At 72.7% G+C, this 18,385-nt stretch carries 14 protein-coding genes; 5 read left to right on the top strand and 9 right to left on the bottom strand.

Annotated features, from left to right (window positions below):
* The first annotated feature begins 102 nt into the window (after positions 1-102).
* Both ACMXGY_RS04565 and ACMXGY_RS04560 read left to right on the top strand, forming a co-directional pair.
* On the top strand, positions 103-1,329 hold the full coding sequence (locus ACMXGY_RS04565) for an MFS transporter (RefSeq protein WP_483775702.1): 1,227 nt from the start codon (positions 103-105) through the stop codon (positions 1,327-1,329).
* A gap of 234 nt (positions 1,330-1,563) precedes the next feature.
* Entirely contained in the window at positions 1,564-1,980 is a 417-nt protein-coding gene (locus ACMXGY_RS04560) for a PPOX class F420-dependent oxidoreductase (protein ID WP_483775701.1), read from the top strand.
* On the opposite strand, the gene uxuA is transcribed toward ACMXGY_RS04560, so the two are convergent.
* From uxuA to ACMXGY_RS04520, 8 genes are all read right to left on the bottom strand, one after another.
* Positions 1,968-3,083, bottom strand: coding sequence for a mannonate dehydratase (gene uxuA / locus ACMXGY_RS04555; protein ID WP_483776783.1), 1,116 nt, complete (start codon positions 3,081-3,083; stop codon positions 1,968-1,970). The genes ACMXGY_RS04560 and uxuA overlap by 13 nt on opposite strands.
* A 2-nt stretch (positions 3,084-3,085) precedes the next feature.
* Positions 3,086-4,606, bottom strand: coding sequence for a mannitol dehydrogenase family protein (locus ACMXGY_RS04550; RefSeq protein WP_483775700.1), 1,521 nt, complete (start codon positions 4,604-4,606; stop codon positions 3,086-3,088).
* A gap of 145 nt (positions 4,607-4,751) precedes the next feature.
* Complete coding sequence (locus tag ACMXGY_RS04545; RefSeq protein ID WP_483775699.1) at positions 4,752-5,756, bottom strand: Gfo/Idh/MocA family protein; 1,005 nt, start codon at positions 5,754-5,756, stop codon at positions 4,752-4,754.
* 5 nt (positions 5,757-5,761) lie between these two features.
* On the bottom strand, positions 5,762-6,580 hold the full coding sequence (locus tag ACMXGY_RS04540) for an ABC transporter ATP-binding protein (protein WP_483775698.1): 819 nt from the start codon (positions 6,578-6,580) through the stop codon (positions 5,762-5,764).
* Entirely contained in the window at positions 6,577-7,605 is a 1,029-nt protein-coding gene (locus ACMXGY_RS04535) for an ABC transporter substrate-binding protein (RefSeq protein ID WP_483775697.1), read from the bottom strand. The genes ACMXGY_RS04540 and ACMXGY_RS04535 overlap by 4 nt, the downstream gene beginning before the upstream one ends.
* A gap of 83 nt (positions 7,606-7,688) precedes the next feature.
* Positions 7,689-8,579, bottom strand: a complete 891-nt coding sequence (locus ACMXGY_RS04530; protein ID WP_483775696.1) for an ABC transporter permease — start codon at positions 8,577-8,579, stop codon at positions 7,689-7,691.
* Positions 8,580-8,641: 62 nt separating this feature from the next.
* A complete protein-coding gene (locus ACMXGY_RS04525) occupies positions 8,642-9,469 on the bottom strand; it encodes a sugar phosphate isomerase/epimerase family protein (RefSeq protein ID WP_483775695.1) in 828 nt (275 codons plus the stop codon).
* 310 nt (positions 9,470-9,779) lie between these two features.
* A complete protein-coding gene (locus ACMXGY_RS04520) occupies positions 9,780-10,379 on the bottom strand; it encodes an adenine nucleotide alpha-hydrolase family protein (protein ID WP_483775694.1) in 600 nt (199 codons plus the stop codon).
* A gap of 254 nt (positions 10,380-10,633) precedes the next feature.
* Between ACMXGY_RS04520 and ACMXGY_RS04515 the strand changes: the two genes are divergently transcribed.
* On the top strand, positions 10,634-11,638 hold the full coding sequence (locus ACMXGY_RS04515) for a LacI family DNA-binding transcriptional regulator (protein ID WP_483775693.1): 1,005 nt from the start codon (positions 10,634-10,636) through the stop codon (positions 11,636-11,638).
* Between the two features lie 133 nt (positions 11,639-11,771).
* Positions 11,772-15,140 (top strand): 3-keto-alpha-glucoside-1,2-lyase-like domain-containing protein, encoded by a 3,369-nt coding sequence (locus ACMXGY_RS04510; protein ID WP_483775692.1) that lies wholly within the window; start codon positions 11,772-11,774, stop codon positions 15,138-15,140.
* 526 nt (positions 15,141-15,666) lie between these two features.
* On the opposite strand, the gene ACMXGY_RS04505 is transcribed toward ACMXGY_RS04510, so the two are convergent.
* Positions 15,667-16,710: a LacI family DNA-binding transcriptional regulator gene (locus tag ACMXGY_RS04505; RefSeq protein WP_483775691.1), complete on the bottom strand. Its 1,044-nt coding sequence runs from the start codon at positions 16,708-16,710 to the stop codon at positions 15,667-15,669.
* Positions 16,711-16,838: 128 nt separating this feature from the next.
* Here ACMXGY_RS04505 and uxaC point away from each other — a divergent pair, with 128 nt between their 5' ends.
* Complete coding sequence (gene uxaC, locus ACMXGY_RS04500; RefSeq protein WP_483775690.1) at positions 16,839-18,335, top strand: glucuronate isomerase; 1,497 nt, start codon at positions 16,839-16,841, stop codon at positions 18,333-18,335.
* The last annotated feature ends 50 nt before the right edge of the window (positions 18,336-18,385 follow it).

Here is an 18,385-nt window from a genome sequence, read left to right as displayed (position 1 = left end):
GCGGGCGCCTCATCTCCCGACCAATCGCCCGTCAGCGGCGTGCGCCTCGACGGCGAGACGCACGCAGCACGACCACCTTCATCAAGGATCAAAGGAGATCTCATGACCGACGTCGTCGAACGACACACGTCGACTCCACGCGCAGCAGGCCTAGCCCAAGCCCTGCCCCTTCTCGCTGCCAGCTGCATGCCCGTGCTCGGATCTGTCCTCATCACCCCCGTGCTTCCACAGATCTCTGAGCACTTCGCCACCACCCCTGGCGCGACCGTGCTCGTGCCGATGATCGTCGCCATCCCGGCCCTGATGATCGCCCTCTTCGCGCCCTTCGCCGGGCAGATCGCCGACCGGATCGCACGCAAGAAGCTCCTCCTGGGCGCGCTCGTCGTCTACTCGGTCGTCGGCGTCGCCCCCGCGTTGATGGACGGACTGCCCAGCATCCTCGTCACCCGCGTCCTTCTCGGCATCTGCGAGGCCGCGATCATGACCGTCGCGACAGCGCTCATCGTCGACTACTTCCCCGACGAGAAGCGCAGGAACCGCTACCTCGGGCTGCAGGCAGTCACCACGACCCTGGCGGCAACGGCCTTCATCGGCATCGGTGGCGCGCTGGGCGCCAACGGCTGGCACACACCCTTCTGGATCTACTCGGCGGGTCTCGTGATCGCCGTCCCGGTCGCGCTCCTCCTCTGGGAGCCCACCGCCCAGCGGACCGCCTCCGCCGCGACATCACTCACGCTGTCCCGCATCCCCTGGCGCGAGATCGCGGTCCCCCTCCTCGTCACGCTGGCAGGCGGCATCACGTTCTACGTGCTCATCGTAGAGATCAGCTACCTCGTGGTGGGTACCGGAGTCGATGCCCAGTCCACCGCGATCATCGGTGCCGTCGCGGCCGGGGCATCCCTGGCCACGGCCGCCGGCGGCCTCACCTTCCCGCGCGTCGCACGGTTCACCCCGGCGAGGCTGCTTCCCGCCGCCTTCGGCCTGCAGTCCATCGGCATGCTGATCATCTGGCTCGCACCGGGCGGCCTCGCAGCAGTGGTCACCGGGGCAGTGATCGCGTCGGTAGGGTCCGGCCTGCTCTTGCCGACCCTGGTGGTCTGGGTCATCGCTCGCCAGCCGTTCGAGCAACGAGGCCGTGTGTCCGGGCTGTGGAACTCGGCCTTCTACCTCGGCCAGTTCCTCGCTCCCCTCGTCGCCACCGGGATCGCCGCCGCTCTCGGTGGTCTGCCCGCAGCGATCGGTGCCGTGGGGGCAGCAGCCCTCGTCCTCGCACTAGTCCTGCTCGCGCACAGCCGACGATCGGCGATCGGCGAGAGCACGCTCGACTGACGGCCTTCGACGCTGCACGTGGTCAGGGCCGGGGCGCACCAGCGCCCCGGCCCGATCGCTGAAGTTCACTTCCCTCAGCGATCTGCACCCAGCGCTGATCCCGTTGCGTCACCCGTGACCCAGACAGTGGTCGCCGACGATGGAGCGGCTGCTCGACGAGACGGCCGCACCGCTGCGACAGCCCGGCGGGGGCGGTACGGTCGGACCGTCCCGCCCCCTGTCCGAGGAGCCGTCGTGTCCCGACCCCCGCTGCCGTCCCGTCTCGTCGACCTGCTGCGCCGACCGAACGCCGCCGTCATGGCGACGGTCCGGTCCGACGGCGCACCCGTGACCGCTGCCACCTGGTACGTCTGGGAGGACGACGGGCGCGTGCTCGTCAACCTGGACGAGTCCCGCGTCCGCCTCAAGCACCTGCGGAACGACCCGCGCGTCTCGCTCACCGTGCTCGACGAGAACTGGTACACGCACGTGACGCTCATCGGCCGGGTCGTCGAGCTGACCGCGGACGAGGGCCTCGCGGACACCGACCGCATCTCGCAGCACTACACGGGCCATGCCTACCCGAACCGCACCGACCCGAGGGTCAGCGCGTTCATCGAGGTCGAGCGCTGGTACGGCTGGGGCGAGGCGAAGGACGCTCAGGCCTCGTAGCGGAACGCGTCCCAGGCGCCGAGCAGGTACTGGATGCCGAGCGCCCGGTCGTAGAGGCCGTAGCCGGGCCGGGGCTTGTTGGTCGTGTTCTCGTCCCAGAGGTGGCGGCCGTGGTCGGGGCGCACATAGCCCTGGTAGCCCGCCTCGGCGTACGCCTTCATGATCCCGGTCGTGTCGACGCTGCCCTCGCTCGCGCGGTGCGCGACCTCGGTGAAGTCGCCGCCGCCGAGGTGCTTGATGTTGCGCACGTGGGTGAAGTGGATCCGGTCCATGAAGGTGCGCACCGCGTCGACGGCGTCGGCCCCGGCGTTCGCCGAGAAGCTGCCGAGGCAGAGCGTCAGGCCGTGGTACGGGCTGTCGTGGAGCGAGAGCACCCGCGCGATGTCGTCCTTGGACGACACGACGCGCGGCCACCCGAAGACGTCGAACGGCGGGTCGTCGGGGTGCACGCCGAGCCTGACGTCGACCTCCTCGCACACCGGGACGACCGCGTCGAGGAAGTACCGGTAGTTCCGGTACAGGTCCTCGTGCGTGACGCCCTCGTAGGCGGCGTTCAGCTCGCCGAAGCTCGCGAGGCGCTCCGGCTCCCAGCCCGGCAGCGTCAGCCCGTGGGTGTTCGCCTCCATGTCGGCGATGAGGCTCTGCGGAGACATCCGGTCCACGACGGCCTGCTCGTAGAACAGCGCGGTCGAGCCGTCGGGCAGCGGGTGCCACAGGTCGGTGCGCAGCCAGTCGAAGACCGGCATGAAGTTGTAGCAGACGACCTTCACGCCGGCGCGGCCGAGGCGCCGGATCGTGGTCGCGTAGTTCTCGATCGCCTCGTCGCGGCCCAGCCCGAGCACGGTCCTGCCGAGCTTGATCGACTCGTGCACGTTGACGGACTCGACCACCTCGGCGTCGAACGTCCGCGTGACGCCCCGGGCGCGCGCCTCGTCCGTCAGGCCGGTGATCCGCGCGACCTCCGCGTCGATCTCCGCCTGCTCCCACACCTCGCCAGCCTGCTTGCCGTGCAGGCTCCACACGATCGTCTCCACGCCCGGGATCTGGCGGACGTGGTCGAGCGTGACGGTGTCGTTTCCCTCGCCGTACCAGCGGAACCCCATCTTCACGGTGCTGCCACCTCGACCACCGCGTCGGCGAGCCGGTCGAGCACGGCCGGGTCGGTGACCTCGGGCAGCAGGCCCGGGAGCCGCACGAGCGCGCGCACCGCCCCGGCGTCGTCCGCCGCGTCGTCGACGACGGCGCGGAGCTCGTCGGCCCGCGGGTCGTCGACGCCGCGGCCCGCGCGCACCTCTGCGACGACGTACGCGGCCCACGCCGCGAGCGCCGCGACGACGCCGCCCGGCAGCACCGCGGGGTCCTCACCGAGGAGGTCGGCGAGCGTCGCGCCCCAGCGGAACGGGATCTTCTGCGTCCCGTCCATCGCGACCTGGCGCGTCGTGTGCCCCGTCGCGGGGTTGGCGAAGCGGTCGAGCAGCGCCTGCGCGTACGCCGCGAGGTCGACGCCGTCGGGCGCCTCGAGCGTGGCGAGCGCGTCGGTCTGCAGCGCGCTGGCGCCCGCGGCGAGCGCGGGGTCGGCGACCGCCTCGGCGATCGTCGCGTACCCCGCGAGCGACCCGGCGTAGGCGAGGTAGGAGTGGGCGCCGTTGAGCAGGCGCAGCTTGGCGCGCTCGTACGGCGCGACGTCCGTCGTGAAGGTCGCGCCGCCCTGCTCCCAGGCCGGTCGCGGGCCGGCGAACCGGTCCTCGATGACCCACTGGAGGAACGGCTCCGCGACGACGAGGCCCTCGTCGCGCGCGCCGAGCAGCGCCTCGACCTCGTCGCGCTGGGCGGCGGTGGTCGCCGGGACGATCCGGTCGACCATGCTGCACGGGAACGCCGTGTCGGCCGCGAGCCATCCGCGCAGCGCGTCGCCCTCGGGGCCCGGCAGCGCGGCGTCGACGGCCTCGCGCACGAGCTGCCCGAGCACGTGCCCGTTGTCGGCGAGGTTGTCGCAGCTCAGCACGGTCACCGCTCCTCCCCCAGCCCGACGGCGCGCCGCGAGCCCGCGCACGAGGAGCCCGACGGCGCTGGTCGCGGGCACGGCGTGCGCACTCTCCGCAGCGCCCGCGCGCTCCTCGGCGGCGAGGACGTCGAGGTCGGCACCGACGGCGCCGACGTCGAGCCGTCCGTCCGCCCCGCGCGCGTACCCCTTCTCCGTGATCGTGAGCGTGACGACGTGCGTCGTCGGGGCGGCGAGGGCCGCGAGGACGCGCGGCGTCTCCTCGGCCGGCCAGGCGACGTCGGTCACGGACCCCACGACGCGCGGAGACGTGCCGTCCGGGCCCACGGTGAGCACGGTGTACACCCCGCCCTGCGGGCGGAGCTGGTCCCGGACCGATGCCGAGCGTTGCGTCACGCCGAGGATGCCCCACCGCGTGTCGCCCGTGGCGTTCGCGGCGTCCTCCGTCGCGACGGCCTGGTGCGCGCGGTGGAACGCGCCGATCCCGAGGTGGACGATGCCGACCTGCGTCGGCCGGGCGGGCGCGGGCGGGATCGCCGGCACCGCCTCACGGTGCAGGCGCGCAGCCGGCGCGCCGGCTGTCGTGACGTCGGGAGGGGTCGGGGTGGCGGTCGGGGCGGTCACGCTGGCCTCCTGCGGGTCTGTGGGCCGTGGACCGGCCGTGCAAACGATTGTATCCCTAGCCACGGCACTGTTGTGCTGGCTGTCGAGCCATCGCTGAAAACGTTCGCAGGCTCGCACCTCTCGGGTCTGTGCGGGCCGTGAGCCCTCACCGGGTCGGCAGCACGGCGAGGTCGGCCGGCCGGACGACCCGACCGGTCGCGGCCGCCTCCTGGATCGCGCACAGGAGCCGAACGGTCTCCACCGCGTCGACCGCTCCTACGGGAGCCGGCGCCGAGCCCTCCAGGGCGTCGAGGACCAGTCGCCACTGGGCGAGGTGACCGGCGTGCCCGATGGCGAGCGGGTCCGCGGCCCCTCCGGCCGCGCTCCCCGAGGCCGGTGCCGGCACACCGGGCACGTCCCAGCGGAGCACCTCGTCCTGCGCGAGCTCGACCGTCCCGCGCGACCCGTGGAGGGTCACGGTCGCGGGGAACCCCGGCGGCGTCGCGGTCGTCGTCGTGACGACGCCCAGCGCCCCGGACGCGAACCGCAGCGTCGCGACGGTGGTGTCCTCGACGCCGTACGCGCGAGCGAGCGTCCCGGACTGCGCGGTGACCGACTCGACCGGCCCGCACAGCCAGCGCAGGAGGTCGACGTTGTGCACGCCCTGGTTCATCAGCGACCCCCCGCCCTGGGCCGCCGACGACCGCCACGCGGCGGCCGCGTAGTAGTCGTCGTCGCGGTACCAGTGCACGTGCGTGGTGGCGAGCCGCAGCTCGCCGAGGGCGCCGTCGTCGAGCACGCGCCGGAGCGCCTCGTGCTGGGGCTCGAAGCGCCGCTGGGAGATCATCGAGACCAGCAGACCCCGCTCGCGCGCGGCGCTCTCGACGCGCTGAGCGTCCTCGACCGTCACGGCGAGCGGCTTCTCGACCACGACGTGGCGGCCCGCCTCGAGCGCCGCCAGAGCCAGACGGGCGTGGGTCCCGCTCGGCGAGCAGATCGCCACCACGTCCACGTCCTCGTGATGGATCACCTCGTCGGGCGTCAACCCACCGGTCCCTCCGCTGTGCACCACGAGGCGCGCACGGGGCTCCAGCTCGTGCAGGGCCCTCGCGTGCAGGGCGCCGATGCTGCCCCTGCCCACGAGCCCGACGCCGACCGCCCGGGTGCCCATGCCCGTCACTCGGCGACGTGGCTGGCGCCGAGCAGGTCGCGCAGCCGCTCGGCGGCACCCGTGAAGCGGGGGTCGACGAGCGTCGTCCCGTAGTCGCGCTCGTCGGGCAGGCCGGGCTCGAGGATCTCGACGATCCGCCCGGGGCGCGCGCTCATGACGACGATCCGGCTCCCCAGGAACACCGCCTCGGGGACGGAGTGGGTGACGAGCACGACCGTCGTGCCCGTCTCTCGCCAGATCCGGTTCATCTCGATGTTCATCTGCTCGCGCGTCAGCGCGTCGAGCGCGCCGAACGGCTCGTCCATGAGCAGGACCCGCGGCTCGTGCAGCAGTGCCCGGCACAGCGCGACGCGCTGCTGCATCCCCCCGGACAGCTCGTGCGGCAGCGCCTTCTCGAAGCCCGTGAGCCCGGTGAGGGCGATGAGCTCGTCCACGCGCTCCTGCGCCCGACGCCGGTCCATCCCCCGCATCTCCGCCTGGAGCAGGATGTTCTTGCGCACGCCACGCCACTCGAGCAGCGCCGAGCGCTGGAACGCGAACCCGATCTCCCGCTGGGGCCGCGTCACGCGCTCGCCGTACAGCCGCACCTCCCCCTCGGTGTAGGCCGTCAGGCCGGCGACGATCTTGAGGAGCGTGGACTTGCCGCAGCCCGACGGCCCCACGATCGTCACGAACTCCCCGGGCCGGACGGTCAACGAGACGTCGTCGAGCGCCACCGTCTCCGACCGCTTCGAGGAGAAGCGCTTCGTCACGTCCCGGACCTCGATGATGGGCTCGGTGTCGAGCGCGTCCGCACGCGCGTCGAGCGCGGTCGCGGCGGTCACAGGTCCGCCCCGAACGAGGCGTCCCAGAAGTCCGCGGGCGTGGTGCCGCCGTCGAAGTCGGTGTTCTCGGACAGGAACGTCAGCGTGTCGGTCCACTGCTCCTCGGTGTTGACGCCCGGCGCCGGTGCGCCGTCGAGGTTGAGGAGCTCGATCGTCGCCGCGAGCTGCGCCGCAAGGACCTCCTCGGCGGGAGCCTGCTCGGCGCCGGCGGCCATGGCGGCGACCGCCGCGTCGGGGTCCTCGGCCGCGGCGAGGAACGACCGCGACGTCGCGCGCACCATCGCCTCCACGAGCTCCGGGTCGTCCGCGATGAGGGCCTCGTTCGCCACCAGGCCCGTCCCGAGCAGGTTCATGCCGAAGTCGGCGAACGGCAGCGCGTCGACCTCCTCCCCGGTCTGGTTCTCGATCGTCGGCGCCTGGTCGTGGTGGAAGCCCTGGATGGCGTCGACCTTGCCCTCGATCAGCGCGGCGATCTTGCCCGCCGCGTCGACGTTGACCACCGTGACGTCCGCCGGGTCGACCCCGTTGATCTCCAGCCACGCGGGGAACGTGCCGTACATCGCGTCGCCGGGCGTCCCGCCGACCGTCTTGCCGACGAGGTCCGAGGGCTCGGTGATGCCCTGGTCGGCGAAGAACTCGACGGAGCTCGGGCCGGTCTGCAGGAAGACGCCGACGCTGCGCACCGGCATGCCCGAGGCGATCGCGTTCGCCAGGGGCGGCGTGTCGGCCCACCCGAAGTCGGTGTTGCGCTGGGCGACCTGCTGGACCGTGTTGCCGGAGCCGTTGCCCGGCTGGATCGTGAGGTCGATGCCCTCCTCCTCGAAGATCCCCTGCTCGACCCCGAGGTAGAACGGCGCGTGCTCCCCGTAGGGCACCCAGTTGAGGGTGACCGTGACCTCGGTCGGCCCGCCGTCCCCCTCCCCGCCCCCGGTCCCGGAGGGGTCGGCCGACTGCCCGCAGGCCGTCGTCCCTGCCACCACGACGCCGGCGAGCGCCAGCGAGACTGCGAACTTTCCACCGCGCATGGGAAGTGCCCTTCTGCTCGTGCCGCCTCGTCGTCGAGGCGGCGGGAGAAAATCGGTGCGGATCTGAGGTGTCGCGGCGTCCGTCAGGAGGACGCGAGGACGACGTTGCCCCGGCGGGACGCGTGCCACGGGATGAGGAGGCGCTCCAGCAGCTCGACCAGGAGGAAGAGCACGACGCCGATGAGCGACATGAGGATGAGGTCCGCGAACAGGAGCGGCGCGTCGAGGTTCCCGCTCGCGAGGAGCAGCACGTACCCGAGGCCGCGGTCGGCCCCGACGAACTCGCCGACGACGGCGCCGACCACCGCGAGCGTGACGGCGACCTTGAGCCCGGACATCAGCTGCGGGAGCGAGCCGGGGAACCGGATCTTGCGGAACGTCTTCCAGCGCGAGGCGCCCATCGTCGCCGACATCTCGAGCAGCTCGGGGTCGATCGACCGCAGGCCGGCGACCGCCGAGACCACGACGGGGAAGAACGCGATGAGCACCGCGAGGATGATCTTCGGCGCGGCACCGAACCCGAACCAGACCACGAGGATCGGGGCGATGGCGATCTTGGGGATGACCTGGGCGAAGAGGATGAGCGGGTACAGCGACTTCTCCGCGGTCGGCGAGTAGACGAGGAGGACCGCCGTCGCGACGCCGATCACGGCGGCGAGCACGAACCCGACCACCGTCTCCATCGTGGTCACCCAGGTGTGCTCGGCCAGCATGGCCCAGTCCTCGACCATGGTCTCCCACACCGCGCCCGGTGACGGGACGAGGTACGCCGGGACGAGCTCGCGCCACGCGACGAACCACCAGACGCCGAACAGGACGAGGAGCACGAGGGCGGGCCGCCACGCCGCGGAGGCGAGCGCGACCACCCGGCCGCGGAACGACGTCGTGGTCCGGGCGCCCGTCCCGGGCCGCGCGGCGCGGGTCGTGGTCGGCGGCGCCGGGCGGGCGGGTCGTACGTCCTGGGCAGTCGTCATCGCACTGTCCTCCATGGTGGTCGTCCTGGTGCTCGGGGGTCCGTCCGGGGTCGGTGCGTCCGTCATCGGGACGGCACCCCCTCGGCGGCGAGGATTGTCGTGAAGGCCTCCCAGGCCTCGGTGAAGAGCTCCGGTCCGGAGAATCCGCCGAGGCTGTGGGCCGCGCTCAGGTGCGGCTCGAGCGAGAAGAAGCCGTCGAACCCGTCGTCACGCAGGGCCCGGACCGTCTCTACGAGCTGCCCGTCGCCGCGACCCGCCGGGACGACCTGCCCGGTGGCGCTCAGCGCGTCCTTCACCTGCACGTACTCCAGGTGCGGGCGCAGCAGCGCGTAGCCGTCCGTGAAGGGGCGCACGCCGACCTGCACGAAGTTCGCCGAGTCCCAGGCGAGCCGCAGGTGGGACGAGCCGACCGACTCCACGACGTCCAGGCAGCGCCGCGGGGTGTCCCCGTAGATGTCCTTCTCGTTCTCGTGGACCAGCACGACGTCGGCCTCGCGCGCCACGTCCGCGAGCGCCGTCATGCGCTGCAGCACGACATCGCGCCACGCGTCGGGATCGGTCCCGGGCCGTACGAAGAACGAGAAGACCCGGACGTACGGGGCCTGGAGCCGCTGCGCGACGCGAGCGGCGTGCCGCATCCGTGCGAGGTGGGCGTCGAAGTCCTCGTCGACGAAGATCTTCCCGATCGGCGACCCGATGCTCGACACCCGCAGGTCGTACCGGCCCAGCAGGCGCTCGGCCCGGAGGAGCTGCTCGTCGTCGAGGTCGAGGACGTTGGTGTCCCAGGCGCTGCGGAGCTCGACGAACCGCAGACCGAGCTCGGTCGCCACCACGCACTGCGTCTCGAGATCAGGCGAGATCTCGTCCGCGAAGCCCGAGAGCGTCCACACGTCGTGCCTCCCTTTCTCGTCGTGCCTCCCCGGGAGCGACCCGCGCCGTCGTCGGCGGCCTCTGCGAGGGGTTCGGGTCCGAGGGAGGCGTGTCGAGGAACTGCGCACGGAGCTCGTTCTCGGTGCGTCTGCATGGACAGTAGGGGGCTGGTCGCGACCGGAACAACGAGTTGCCACTTGTTGCACCTGTCCGCCTCCGGCAGGTCCGCGACGCGGTCGCGCGCACCTGGCGCGAGGCGGCGCCGGTTGCCACCGGTTGCCATGCTCGGGGCCACGTCGGCGCCCTGTCGGGCGCCGGTCGAGCGAGGGCTCAGGCCTCGCGCGGGTCCGCGAGGGCGCCGAGGTCGAGCGCGACACGACGGAACCCCGCCGAGCGGACGGCCCGCAGGACCTCGCCGCGCAGAGGCTCGGCGGCCACGGCCGCCACCTCGGTGTGCGGTGCCTCCAACCGGGCGAGCTCGCCGTGGTGGTGCACACGGAGCTCCTCGAGACCGAGCCGGCGCAGCTCGCTCTCGGCCGCCTCGACCTGGACGGCGTCCTCGCCCGCCCGCGACCGGTCCGGCGTCGGGCCCGCGATCCCGAGGGCCGCGAGGTCGAGCCCCGCCAGCGAGAGCGGGACGACGGCGGCCAGCCTGTCGGGGCGGTGCGCGTCCTCGACGACGACCGCGGCGCACAGGTCGAGCGCCCGGACCACCTCGTCGACCGCATCCCCGCCCAGGTCGAACGCCGGCGCGCCGAGCCCGTTCGCGACCTGCACGGCGGCGCAGCGCTCGGTCGGCGTGGCGGCGCCCGCGGCGTCCACGAGGGCCACGACGCGCGACCGTCCGAGGGCGGCGACCGTCAGGCCGAGCAGGACCTGCGAGCTCTCGTCGCCCGAGAAGACGACGCCCAGGCGGCCCCCGTCGCCCACCGTGGCGATCCGGGCGGTTACTGCCCGGACGAGCTCGTCGACCGTCGTCGTACCGGGGGGCCCCGAGGCCCGCGGCCGACTCGCCGTCGGGACAGGCAGGGGCGCGTCTGCGCGCCTGATCACGGTTGCCATTGGAGGGCGTGCGGCAGGGGGCGTCAAGCAGTTGCCATCACTTGCCTTCGCCGCACGCCGGCGCGCGCCGAGCCGCAAGCGGTTGTTGTCCGGCGCTGTCACGACCGTTACAGTCCGAGCGCATGACCTCAGCCGGCAATGGTGCCAGCCCGACGATCTACGACGTGGCCGAGGCGGCCGGCGTGGCGGCCTCGACCGTCTCGCGCGCGTTCTCGCGCCCCGGCCGTGTCAACGCGGAGACCGCGGAGCGCATCCGCCAGGTCGCGAGCGAGCTCGGCTACCGGACGAACCCGCTCGCGCGCGGCCTGCCGACGGGCCGGACGTCGCTCCTCGGCATCGTCGTGGCGGACGTGACCAACCCCTTCTTCTTCGAGATCATCCGCGGGGCGGAGAAGACGGCGCGCGACGCCGGGTACACGCTCCTCATGGTCGACGCCCACGAGTCCGACGAGGCGGAGCGCCAGGCCCTCGACCGCACGCTGCCCCTCGTGGAGGGCATGATCCTCGCGACGTCCCGGCTCTCGGACTCCTCGATCCGGGTCGCCGCCAAGCAGCGCCCCACCGTCGTCATGAACCGCCTGATGACCGACGTCCCCAGCGTCCTGACGGACAACGCCCAGGGGATGCGCAGCGCCGTCGAGCACCTGGCCGGCCTCGGGCACACGAGCCTCGCCTACCTCGCCGGTCCCGAGGCGTCGTGGGCCGACGGCATGCGCTGGCGCGCCTTCCGCGAGGCGACGCGCGAGGTGTCCCTGCAGGCTCGTCGGCTCGGCCCGTACGCGCCGACCCTCGCCGGCGGCCTGTCGGCCGCGAAGACGCTGGTCAGGCACTCCGCCACCGCCGCCGTCGCCTACAACGACCTCATCGCGATCGGCGCGATGCGCGGCCTGCGGCGCCTCGGTGTGGAGGTCCCGCGGGACATGAGCATCATCGGGTTCGACAACATCTTCGGCTCGGACTTCTGCTCCCCACCACTGACGACCGTGGCTGCGCCGTTGCGCCACTTCGGGTCGTTCGCCGTCCAGAGGCTCCTCGCGCAGCTGCGCACCTCGCCCGCACCAGCCGCCGGGCCGACCCTGCTCCCCGCGAAGCTCGTGGAGCGGGCCTCGACCAGCCGCCGCGGCTGATCCGGGCGACTGCTGCAACAAGTGGCAACTCGTTGCCCGTGGCCGTCGCACCGCCCGATAGTGACGAGGCAGCGCACCGATGCGCACCCCGTGCACTCCCCACACGCAAGGCCCTCGACGGAGAGGCAGGCTGATGGAACTCACCTCGTTCGACGCAAGACCCCCACGCACCCGGCACCGCAGACGGAGACGGCGCACGACCGTCGCCGCGCTCGTCGCGCTGGCCGTACCGTTCGGCACGCTCTCGGCGCAGGCCGCGATGCAGGCCGACGTGCCGGCCACCGTGCAGGCCGACATCCGGCCGCAGGAACCCGGGGTGACCCTGCGCGTCTTCGACGTGCAGGTCATCCTCGACGACTACTGCACGCTCAAGCCCGGGCAGACGCCCAACGTCGACAAGATCATGCCGACCATCGACTGGACCACGGCGGCCGACTTCGGCCTCACGGACAAGTTCGTCACCGAGGTGACGGGGTACCTGAACGTCCCCGAGGCCGGCACGTACGACTTCCGGATCACGAACGACGACGGCGCGCGCCTGCTGCTGGACGACGAGCTGGTGGTCGACCACCCGGGCCGCCACGGCGCGACGCCCAAGGAAGGGTCGATCGAGCTCGAGGCGGGCTACCGCGCGCTGCGCATCGACCACTTCGACGGCGAGTTCGACCAGCGGCTCAAGCTCGAGTGGCGACCGCCGGGCGCGACGGGCTACGTCGTCGTCCCGAGCTCCGTGCTGAGCACCGACGCCGACGTCACGCGCGTCACCTCGCCCGGCCGCAAGCAGTGCGAGGGCGTCACCGAGGCCCCCGGCGACGGGCTCCCCCTCACCGAGGTCCACCCCGACTACACGCTCACGGACCTGCGGCCCGAGGGCTTCCAGCCCCAGGTGACGGGCATGGACTGGCTGCCCGACGGCCGTCTCGCCATCTCCACGTGGGGCGGCGACCGACTGACGCAGCTCGGCGCCGTGTACCTGGTCGACCACGTCACGGGAGACACCGGCGCCGACGAGGTGACCTACACCCAGGTCGCCGAGGGCCTCACGGAGCCGATGGGCCTGAAGTACGTCGACGGCACGATCTACGTCTCCGAGAAGGACGGCCTGACCGCCCTCGTCGACACGGACGGCGACGATGTCGCCGACGAGTACGACACGATCGCGACCTGGCCGTTCGGTGGCAACTACCACGAGTTCGCGTTCGGCCTGCTCTACGAGGACGGGTATTTCTACGTCACCACCGGCATCGCGATGGTGCCGGGCGGCAACTCGCTCGACCCGCAGCTCGCGGAGAACCGCGGGTCGGTCATGAAGATCAGCAAGGACACCGGCGAGGTCGAGTACGTCGCGGGCGGCCTGCGCACCCCGAACGGGCTGGGCTGGGGAGCCGACGGCGGCATGTACGTCACCGACAACCAGGGCGTCCGCATCCCCACGTCGAAGCTCGTGCGCGTGGAGGAGGGAGCGTTCTACAACCACTTCACCAACCCCGACGGCCCGTACGACGACCAGCCTGTCACCGAGCCGGTCCTGTGGATGCCCCACAGCGAGATCTCGAACTCCCCGAGCAACCCGGTCGTGCTGACCGAGGGCGTGTTCGCCGGGCAGCTGGCGATCGGCGACGTGACGTACGGCGGCCTCCAGCGCGCGTACCTCGAGGACGTCGCGGGCCAGGAGCAGGGCGCGGTCTTCCGGATGACGCAGGGCCTCGAGTCCGGCGTCAGCCGGACGAGCGTCGGCCCCGACGGCGCGATCTACGTCGGCGGGATCGGCTGGTCGGGCAACTGGGGCCAGGCGGGCAAGCTCTCCTACGGCCTGCAGAAGCTCACCTACGACGGCAACGACGCGTTCGACATGCTCGCGATGCGCGCCGTCGAGGGCGGCTTCGAGATCGAGTACACGCAGCCGCTCTCCGAGGAGACGGCGCAGGACCTCGCGTCGAAGTACACCGCCGCACAGTGGCGCTACGTCGCGACCCCGCAGTACGGCGGCCCGAAGGTCGACGAGGAGGACCTCGGCGTCACCGCCGCGACGGTGTCGGAGGACCGGAAGACCGTCACGCTGCAGATCGACGGGCTCAAGCCCGGCCGCGTCGTCAACGTGCACTCCCCGCGCCCGTTCGCCTCCGAGAGCGGCCAGGAGCTGTGGAGCACCGAGGCCTGGTACACCCTCACGCGCCTGCCGGACGGCTCGGTCGCCCCGCCGGTCTACGAGGCGGAGGGCGCCGACATCTCCGGCGGCGCCGGCTGGAACAGCAACCACGCCGGCTACTCGGGCTCCGGGTTCGTCGACCGCAACTGGGAGCCGGGCGCCCAGACGACGTTCGCCGTCCGCACCGAGGAGGCCGGCCTGCACGACCTCGCGATCCGCTACGCGAACGGCCAGAACAGCGACCCCGCACCGCTGCCGAGGAACCTGAGCCTCTACGTCAACGGCGAGAAGCTCAAGCAGGTCTGGTTCGACAGCACCGTGAGCTGGTCCACGTGGGCCACGCAGGTGGAGACCGTGCCGCTGCGCGAGGGCGCGAACACCATCACGATCCGGCACGACGACGACGACATCGGTCACGTCAACCTCGACAGCCTCACCGTCACCCCGAACGAGCGCATCACCCTGTTCGACGGCGACGACCTCGACGCGTGGGCCGCCGTCAACGGCGGTGGGCCGGCGACGTGGCCGATCGCGGACGGCTCGTTCGAGTCCCTCGGCGGCGACATCCGCACCCGGGAGAAGTTCGACGACTTCCGGATGCACGTCGAGTGGTTCCAGCCCGAGCACGCCCCCGACGTCACGGGCCAGGCCCGCGGCAACAGCGGCGTCTACATCCAGGAGCGCTACGAGGTGCAGGTGCTCGAGTCCTTCGGCATCGACCCGCCCAAGACCAACGACGCCGGGTCGATCTACCTCAAGAAGGCGCCCGACGTGAACGCCGCGACCCCCATGGGCACGTGGCAGACGTACGACCTCGAGTTCCGGGGTGCGCGCTTCGGCCCCGACGGCGTCAAGACCGAGGACGCCCGCATCACCCTGGTGTGGAACGGGCAGGTCGTGCACGACGACGTCGCCGTGGACGGGAAGACCGGCAACGGCAAGAACGAAGGCCCGACGTCGGGGTACATCAAGCTCCAGGACCACGGCGACCCCGGCCTCAACCCCCGGTTCCGCAACGTCTGGATCGAGCGCCTCCCCAGCGTGGAGGAGCCCGGGCAGGAGGAGGTCGCGGTCACCGCGACCGCCGAGGTCCGGTGCCTCGCGGGCACGCCGTACGTCGCGGTGCGCGCGCTCAACGACGACACCGTCCCGCTGGACGTCGTCCTCGACACGCCGTACGGGTCCAAGACGTTCACCGACGTCGCTCCCGGCAAGAACGCCTACCAGTCGTTCGCCGTGCGTGACGCCGACCCGGCGGCCGGATCCGTGACCGTCACCGCTCGACCGTCCGACAGCTCCGACGAGCGGGAGACCGTCGCGACACCGGAGCACGGCCAGCCCACCTGCGGCTGACCGCCCGGTTCCAGGACCCGGGGCGGTTCCCACGCACCACGTGGGACCCGCCCCGGGTCCGCCGTGTCACCCGCCGCCGAGGTAGAACCGTGGTCCCGCGAAGTAGAACCCTGGTCGCCATGCCCGACGGCGGTCGGGTCGGCTTGGGTGTCGGGGTGGGTGGGGGCGCCGCGTCTACCATCCGCCGCTCGTTCCTCGAGGCTCCCGCCAGGCCCGACCACGACGCGGCGCCCCCACCCACCCCTCCGGCGTCGTCTCGCCCCGGTTCGTACTCACCCGGGCGCGACCCCGGTGTCGTGCCGAGCATGTCGTTGGGGCTCGTCCTGGGCGCCTGACGGGCGACAACCGCATGCTCGACCGGCCGGAACCGCATCGTCGCAACGAGCCCAGGCGCGCACCCGAGGCTCGGTACGGTCACAGCGCGCCGGCGCGCGCACGGTCCGGCCGTCGTCGGACCGCAGTTCTACCTCGGCAGACCACGGTTCTACCTCGCGGGACCACGGTTCTACCTCGGTGGACCGCGGTACTACCTCGCGGGCGGAGCAATCGTGGTGGAGTCGCGGACCACGAGCTCCACGGGGAGCTCGTCGGCCTCGAGCGGTCCCTCGGCCGTGCCCGTCGGGGCCGTGCCGGTCCGGGCGGCGCCCGTCGGGGCGGCCTGGCGGCGGGGGCCCAGGGCGGCGACGAGGCGGTCGACGGCGCGCGCGCCGAGCTGCGCGAGGTCGGTGCGGACCGTCGTGAGGGCAGGCGACGCGAGGGTCGCGACGAACGTGTCGTCGAAGCCGACGACGCTCAGGTCCTGCGGGACGGACACGCCACGCTCACGCAGGCGCGTCACGAGGCCGAGGGCGACGAGGTCGTTGTACGCGAGGACCGCCGTCGCGCCGGACGCGACGACGAGGTCGGCGGCCGCGCGCCCGCCGTCCACACGGGGGCGGAACGACCCGAGGGCGACCGTCTCGACGTCGGGGTAGCGCTCGTGCACGGCCTCGAGCCCGGCCCGACGGCGTGCGTCCGACCACGACCGCTCGGGTCCGCCCACGTACGCGACACGCCGGTGCCCGAGCGCGCGCAGGTGCTCGACGGCGAGCACGACGCCGTGCGGGTCGTCCGACGAGACGGACGGGACGCCGTCGACGCGGAGGTTCACGAGGACCACGGGTGCGCCGCGCGCCGCGTCCAGGTCGGCCGTGGCGGCCCGCGGGGAGCACAGCACGAGCCCGTCGGTCTGCGCGGCCAGCCCCGTGACGAGCTCGGTCTCGAGCTCCGGGTCCTCCCCCGCGTCGACGACGAACACGGCGTGGCCGGTCTGGCGCGCCCGGGCCTGCACGCCCTTGGTGACGGACGCGAAGTACGGGTTCTCGAGGTCGGGCACGACGAGCCCGAGCGCCCCGGTGCGCCCGGCCCGCAGCCCGCTCGCCGCGCGGTTGGGCCGGTAGCCGAGCCGCGTCGCGACCGCGACGACGCGGTCACGGGTCTCGGGCGCGACGCGGTCGGGCTCCGCGAGGGCACGCGAGACGGTGGAGATCGACACCCCGCTCTCGCGGGCGACGTCCCGGACGGTGACCACGGCTTGCCTCCTCGTGCTGCGGTCCCCGACGGACCGTGCAAACGATTGTAGGCACATGGTCGTCGACCCAGGGACATCTCCGGTGGCGTAGGATGCAAACGTTCGCAACGACGCATCAGGAGGATCCCGTGACGAGCACGGCGCACCGTGAACCGACCACCGCGACGGCACCGTGGTCGCTGCATCCCGACCGCGCGTTGCCGGCCGACCCCGTGCTGCGCCCGATCGCGCGGGAGATCCACGCGGCGACCCGTGCGCTGCCGATCGTGTCGATGCACGGCCACGTCGACGTCGCCCTGTTCGCCGACGACACCCCCTTCGGCAACCCTGCCGAGCTGTTCGTCACGCCCGACCACTACCTCGTGCGCATGCTCGTCGCGCAGAGCACGTCACCTCACGGTGCCCCCGGTGTCGGGGGGATCCAGGACCTCGGGGTCGCGCCGGTGCCCGGGGCTCCCGCGGGCACCGCGCCGGCCGAGACCGACCCGTGCGAGATCTGGCGCCGTTTCTGCGCCGGGTGGCACCTGTTCCGCGGGACGCCCACGCGCTACTGGACCGAGCACGCGCTCGTCGACGTCTTCGAGGCCCCGGTCAAGCCTTCCGCGGAGACGGCCGACGCGCTCTACGACCACCTCGTCGACCGCCTCGCGCGCCCGGAGTTCCGCCCCCGCGCGCTGTTCGAGCGGTTCAACCTCGAGCTCCTCGCGACGACCGACCCCGCGCAGTCCCCGCTCGCCGACCACGCGCGCCTCGCCGCGGACGGCTGGGGCGAGCGCGTCGTGCCGACGTTCCGCCCGGACCCGCTCCTGCACGTGGACCGCGGCGACTGGGCCGCCCAGGTGGCCGAGCTCGGCGCCGCGGCGGGCACCGACGTCGTCGACTACCGGACCTACCTCGACGCGCTGCGTGCGCGCCGTGCCGCGTTCGTCGCCGCGGGCGCGCGCGCCACGGACCACGGACACCTCCGTGCCGACACGACGCCGCTCGACGCCGCCGACGCGGCCCGCATCCTCGACGCCGCGCTCCGGGGCGAGGTCACGGCCGCGCAGGCGCAGGCGTTCTCCGCGCACATGCTCTTCCAGATGGCGGCGATGTCCGCGGAGGACGGGCTCGTCATGCAGCTCCACCCGGGCGTGCTGCGCGACCACTGCTCCGGGGTCGCGGCGGCCTACGGCCCCGACAAGGGTTACGACATCCCCGAGCAGACCGAGTACGTCCGGGCGCTGCGGCCGGTGCTCGAGGCGTTCGGCCACCACCCCGGCTTCCGGATGATCGCGTTCACGGTCGACGAGACGTCGTTCTCGCGCGAGCTCGCCCCGCTCGCCGGCGTGTACCCCGCGCTGCGCCTGGGCGCGCCCTGGTGGTTCCTCGACACGCCCGACGGGATGCGCCGCTTCCGCGAGGCCGCGACCGACACCGCGGGCTTCTACAACACGAGCGGGTTCGTCGACGACACGCGCGCGTTCTGCTCCATCCCGGCCCGCCACGACCTCGCGCGCCGGATCGACGCCGGCCACCTCGCCCGCCTGGTCGCCGAGCACCGTCTCGACCTCGACGAGGCCCTCGAGACCGCCGTCGACCTGGCCTACCACCTCCCGAAGGCCTCCTACCCCGCCCCCCGCTGAGTGCGTGAAACAGTCGCCGCGAAGGCCCGCTCGCGCGACTGTTTCATGCA

It is taken from the genome of Cellulosimicrobium sp. G4 BAM 1002 (genome assembly GCF_057126935.1).
The sequence above is the reverse complement of the archived record's forward strand: the minus strand, read 5'-3'. Positions and strand labels throughout refer to the sequence as shown.

Bases quoted from the DNA above. Each gene is read 5' to 3' on its own strand.
- ACMXGY_RS04565 (WP_483775702.1), top strand. From the start codon at position 103: ATGACCGACGTCGTCGAACGACACACGTCGACTCCACGCGCAGCAGGC.
- uxuA (WP_483776783.1), bottom strand. From the start codon at position 3,083: ATGGGGTTCCGCTGGTACGGCGAGGGAAACGACACCGTCACGCTCGAC.
- ACMXGY_RS04545 (WP_483775699.1), bottom strand. From the start codon at position 5,756: ATGGGCACCCGGGCGGTCGGCGTCGGGCTCGTGGGCAGGGGCAGCATC.
- ACMXGY_RS04535 (WP_483775697.1), bottom strand. From the start codon at position 7,605: ATGCGCGGTGGAAAGTTCGCAGTCTCGCTGGCGCTCGCCGGCGTCGTG.
- ACMXGY_RS04530 (WP_483775696.1), bottom strand. From the start codon at position 8,579: ATGACGACTGCCCAGGACGTACGACCCGCCCGCCCGGCGCCGCCGACC.
- ACMXGY_RS04515 (WP_483775693.1), top strand. From the start codon at position 10,634: ATGACCTCAGCCGGCAATGGTGCCAGCCCGACGATCTACGACGTGGCC.
- ACMXGY_RS04510 (WP_483775692.1), top strand. From the start codon at position 11,772: ATGGAACTCACCTCGTTCGACGCAAGACCCCCACGCACCCGGCACCGC.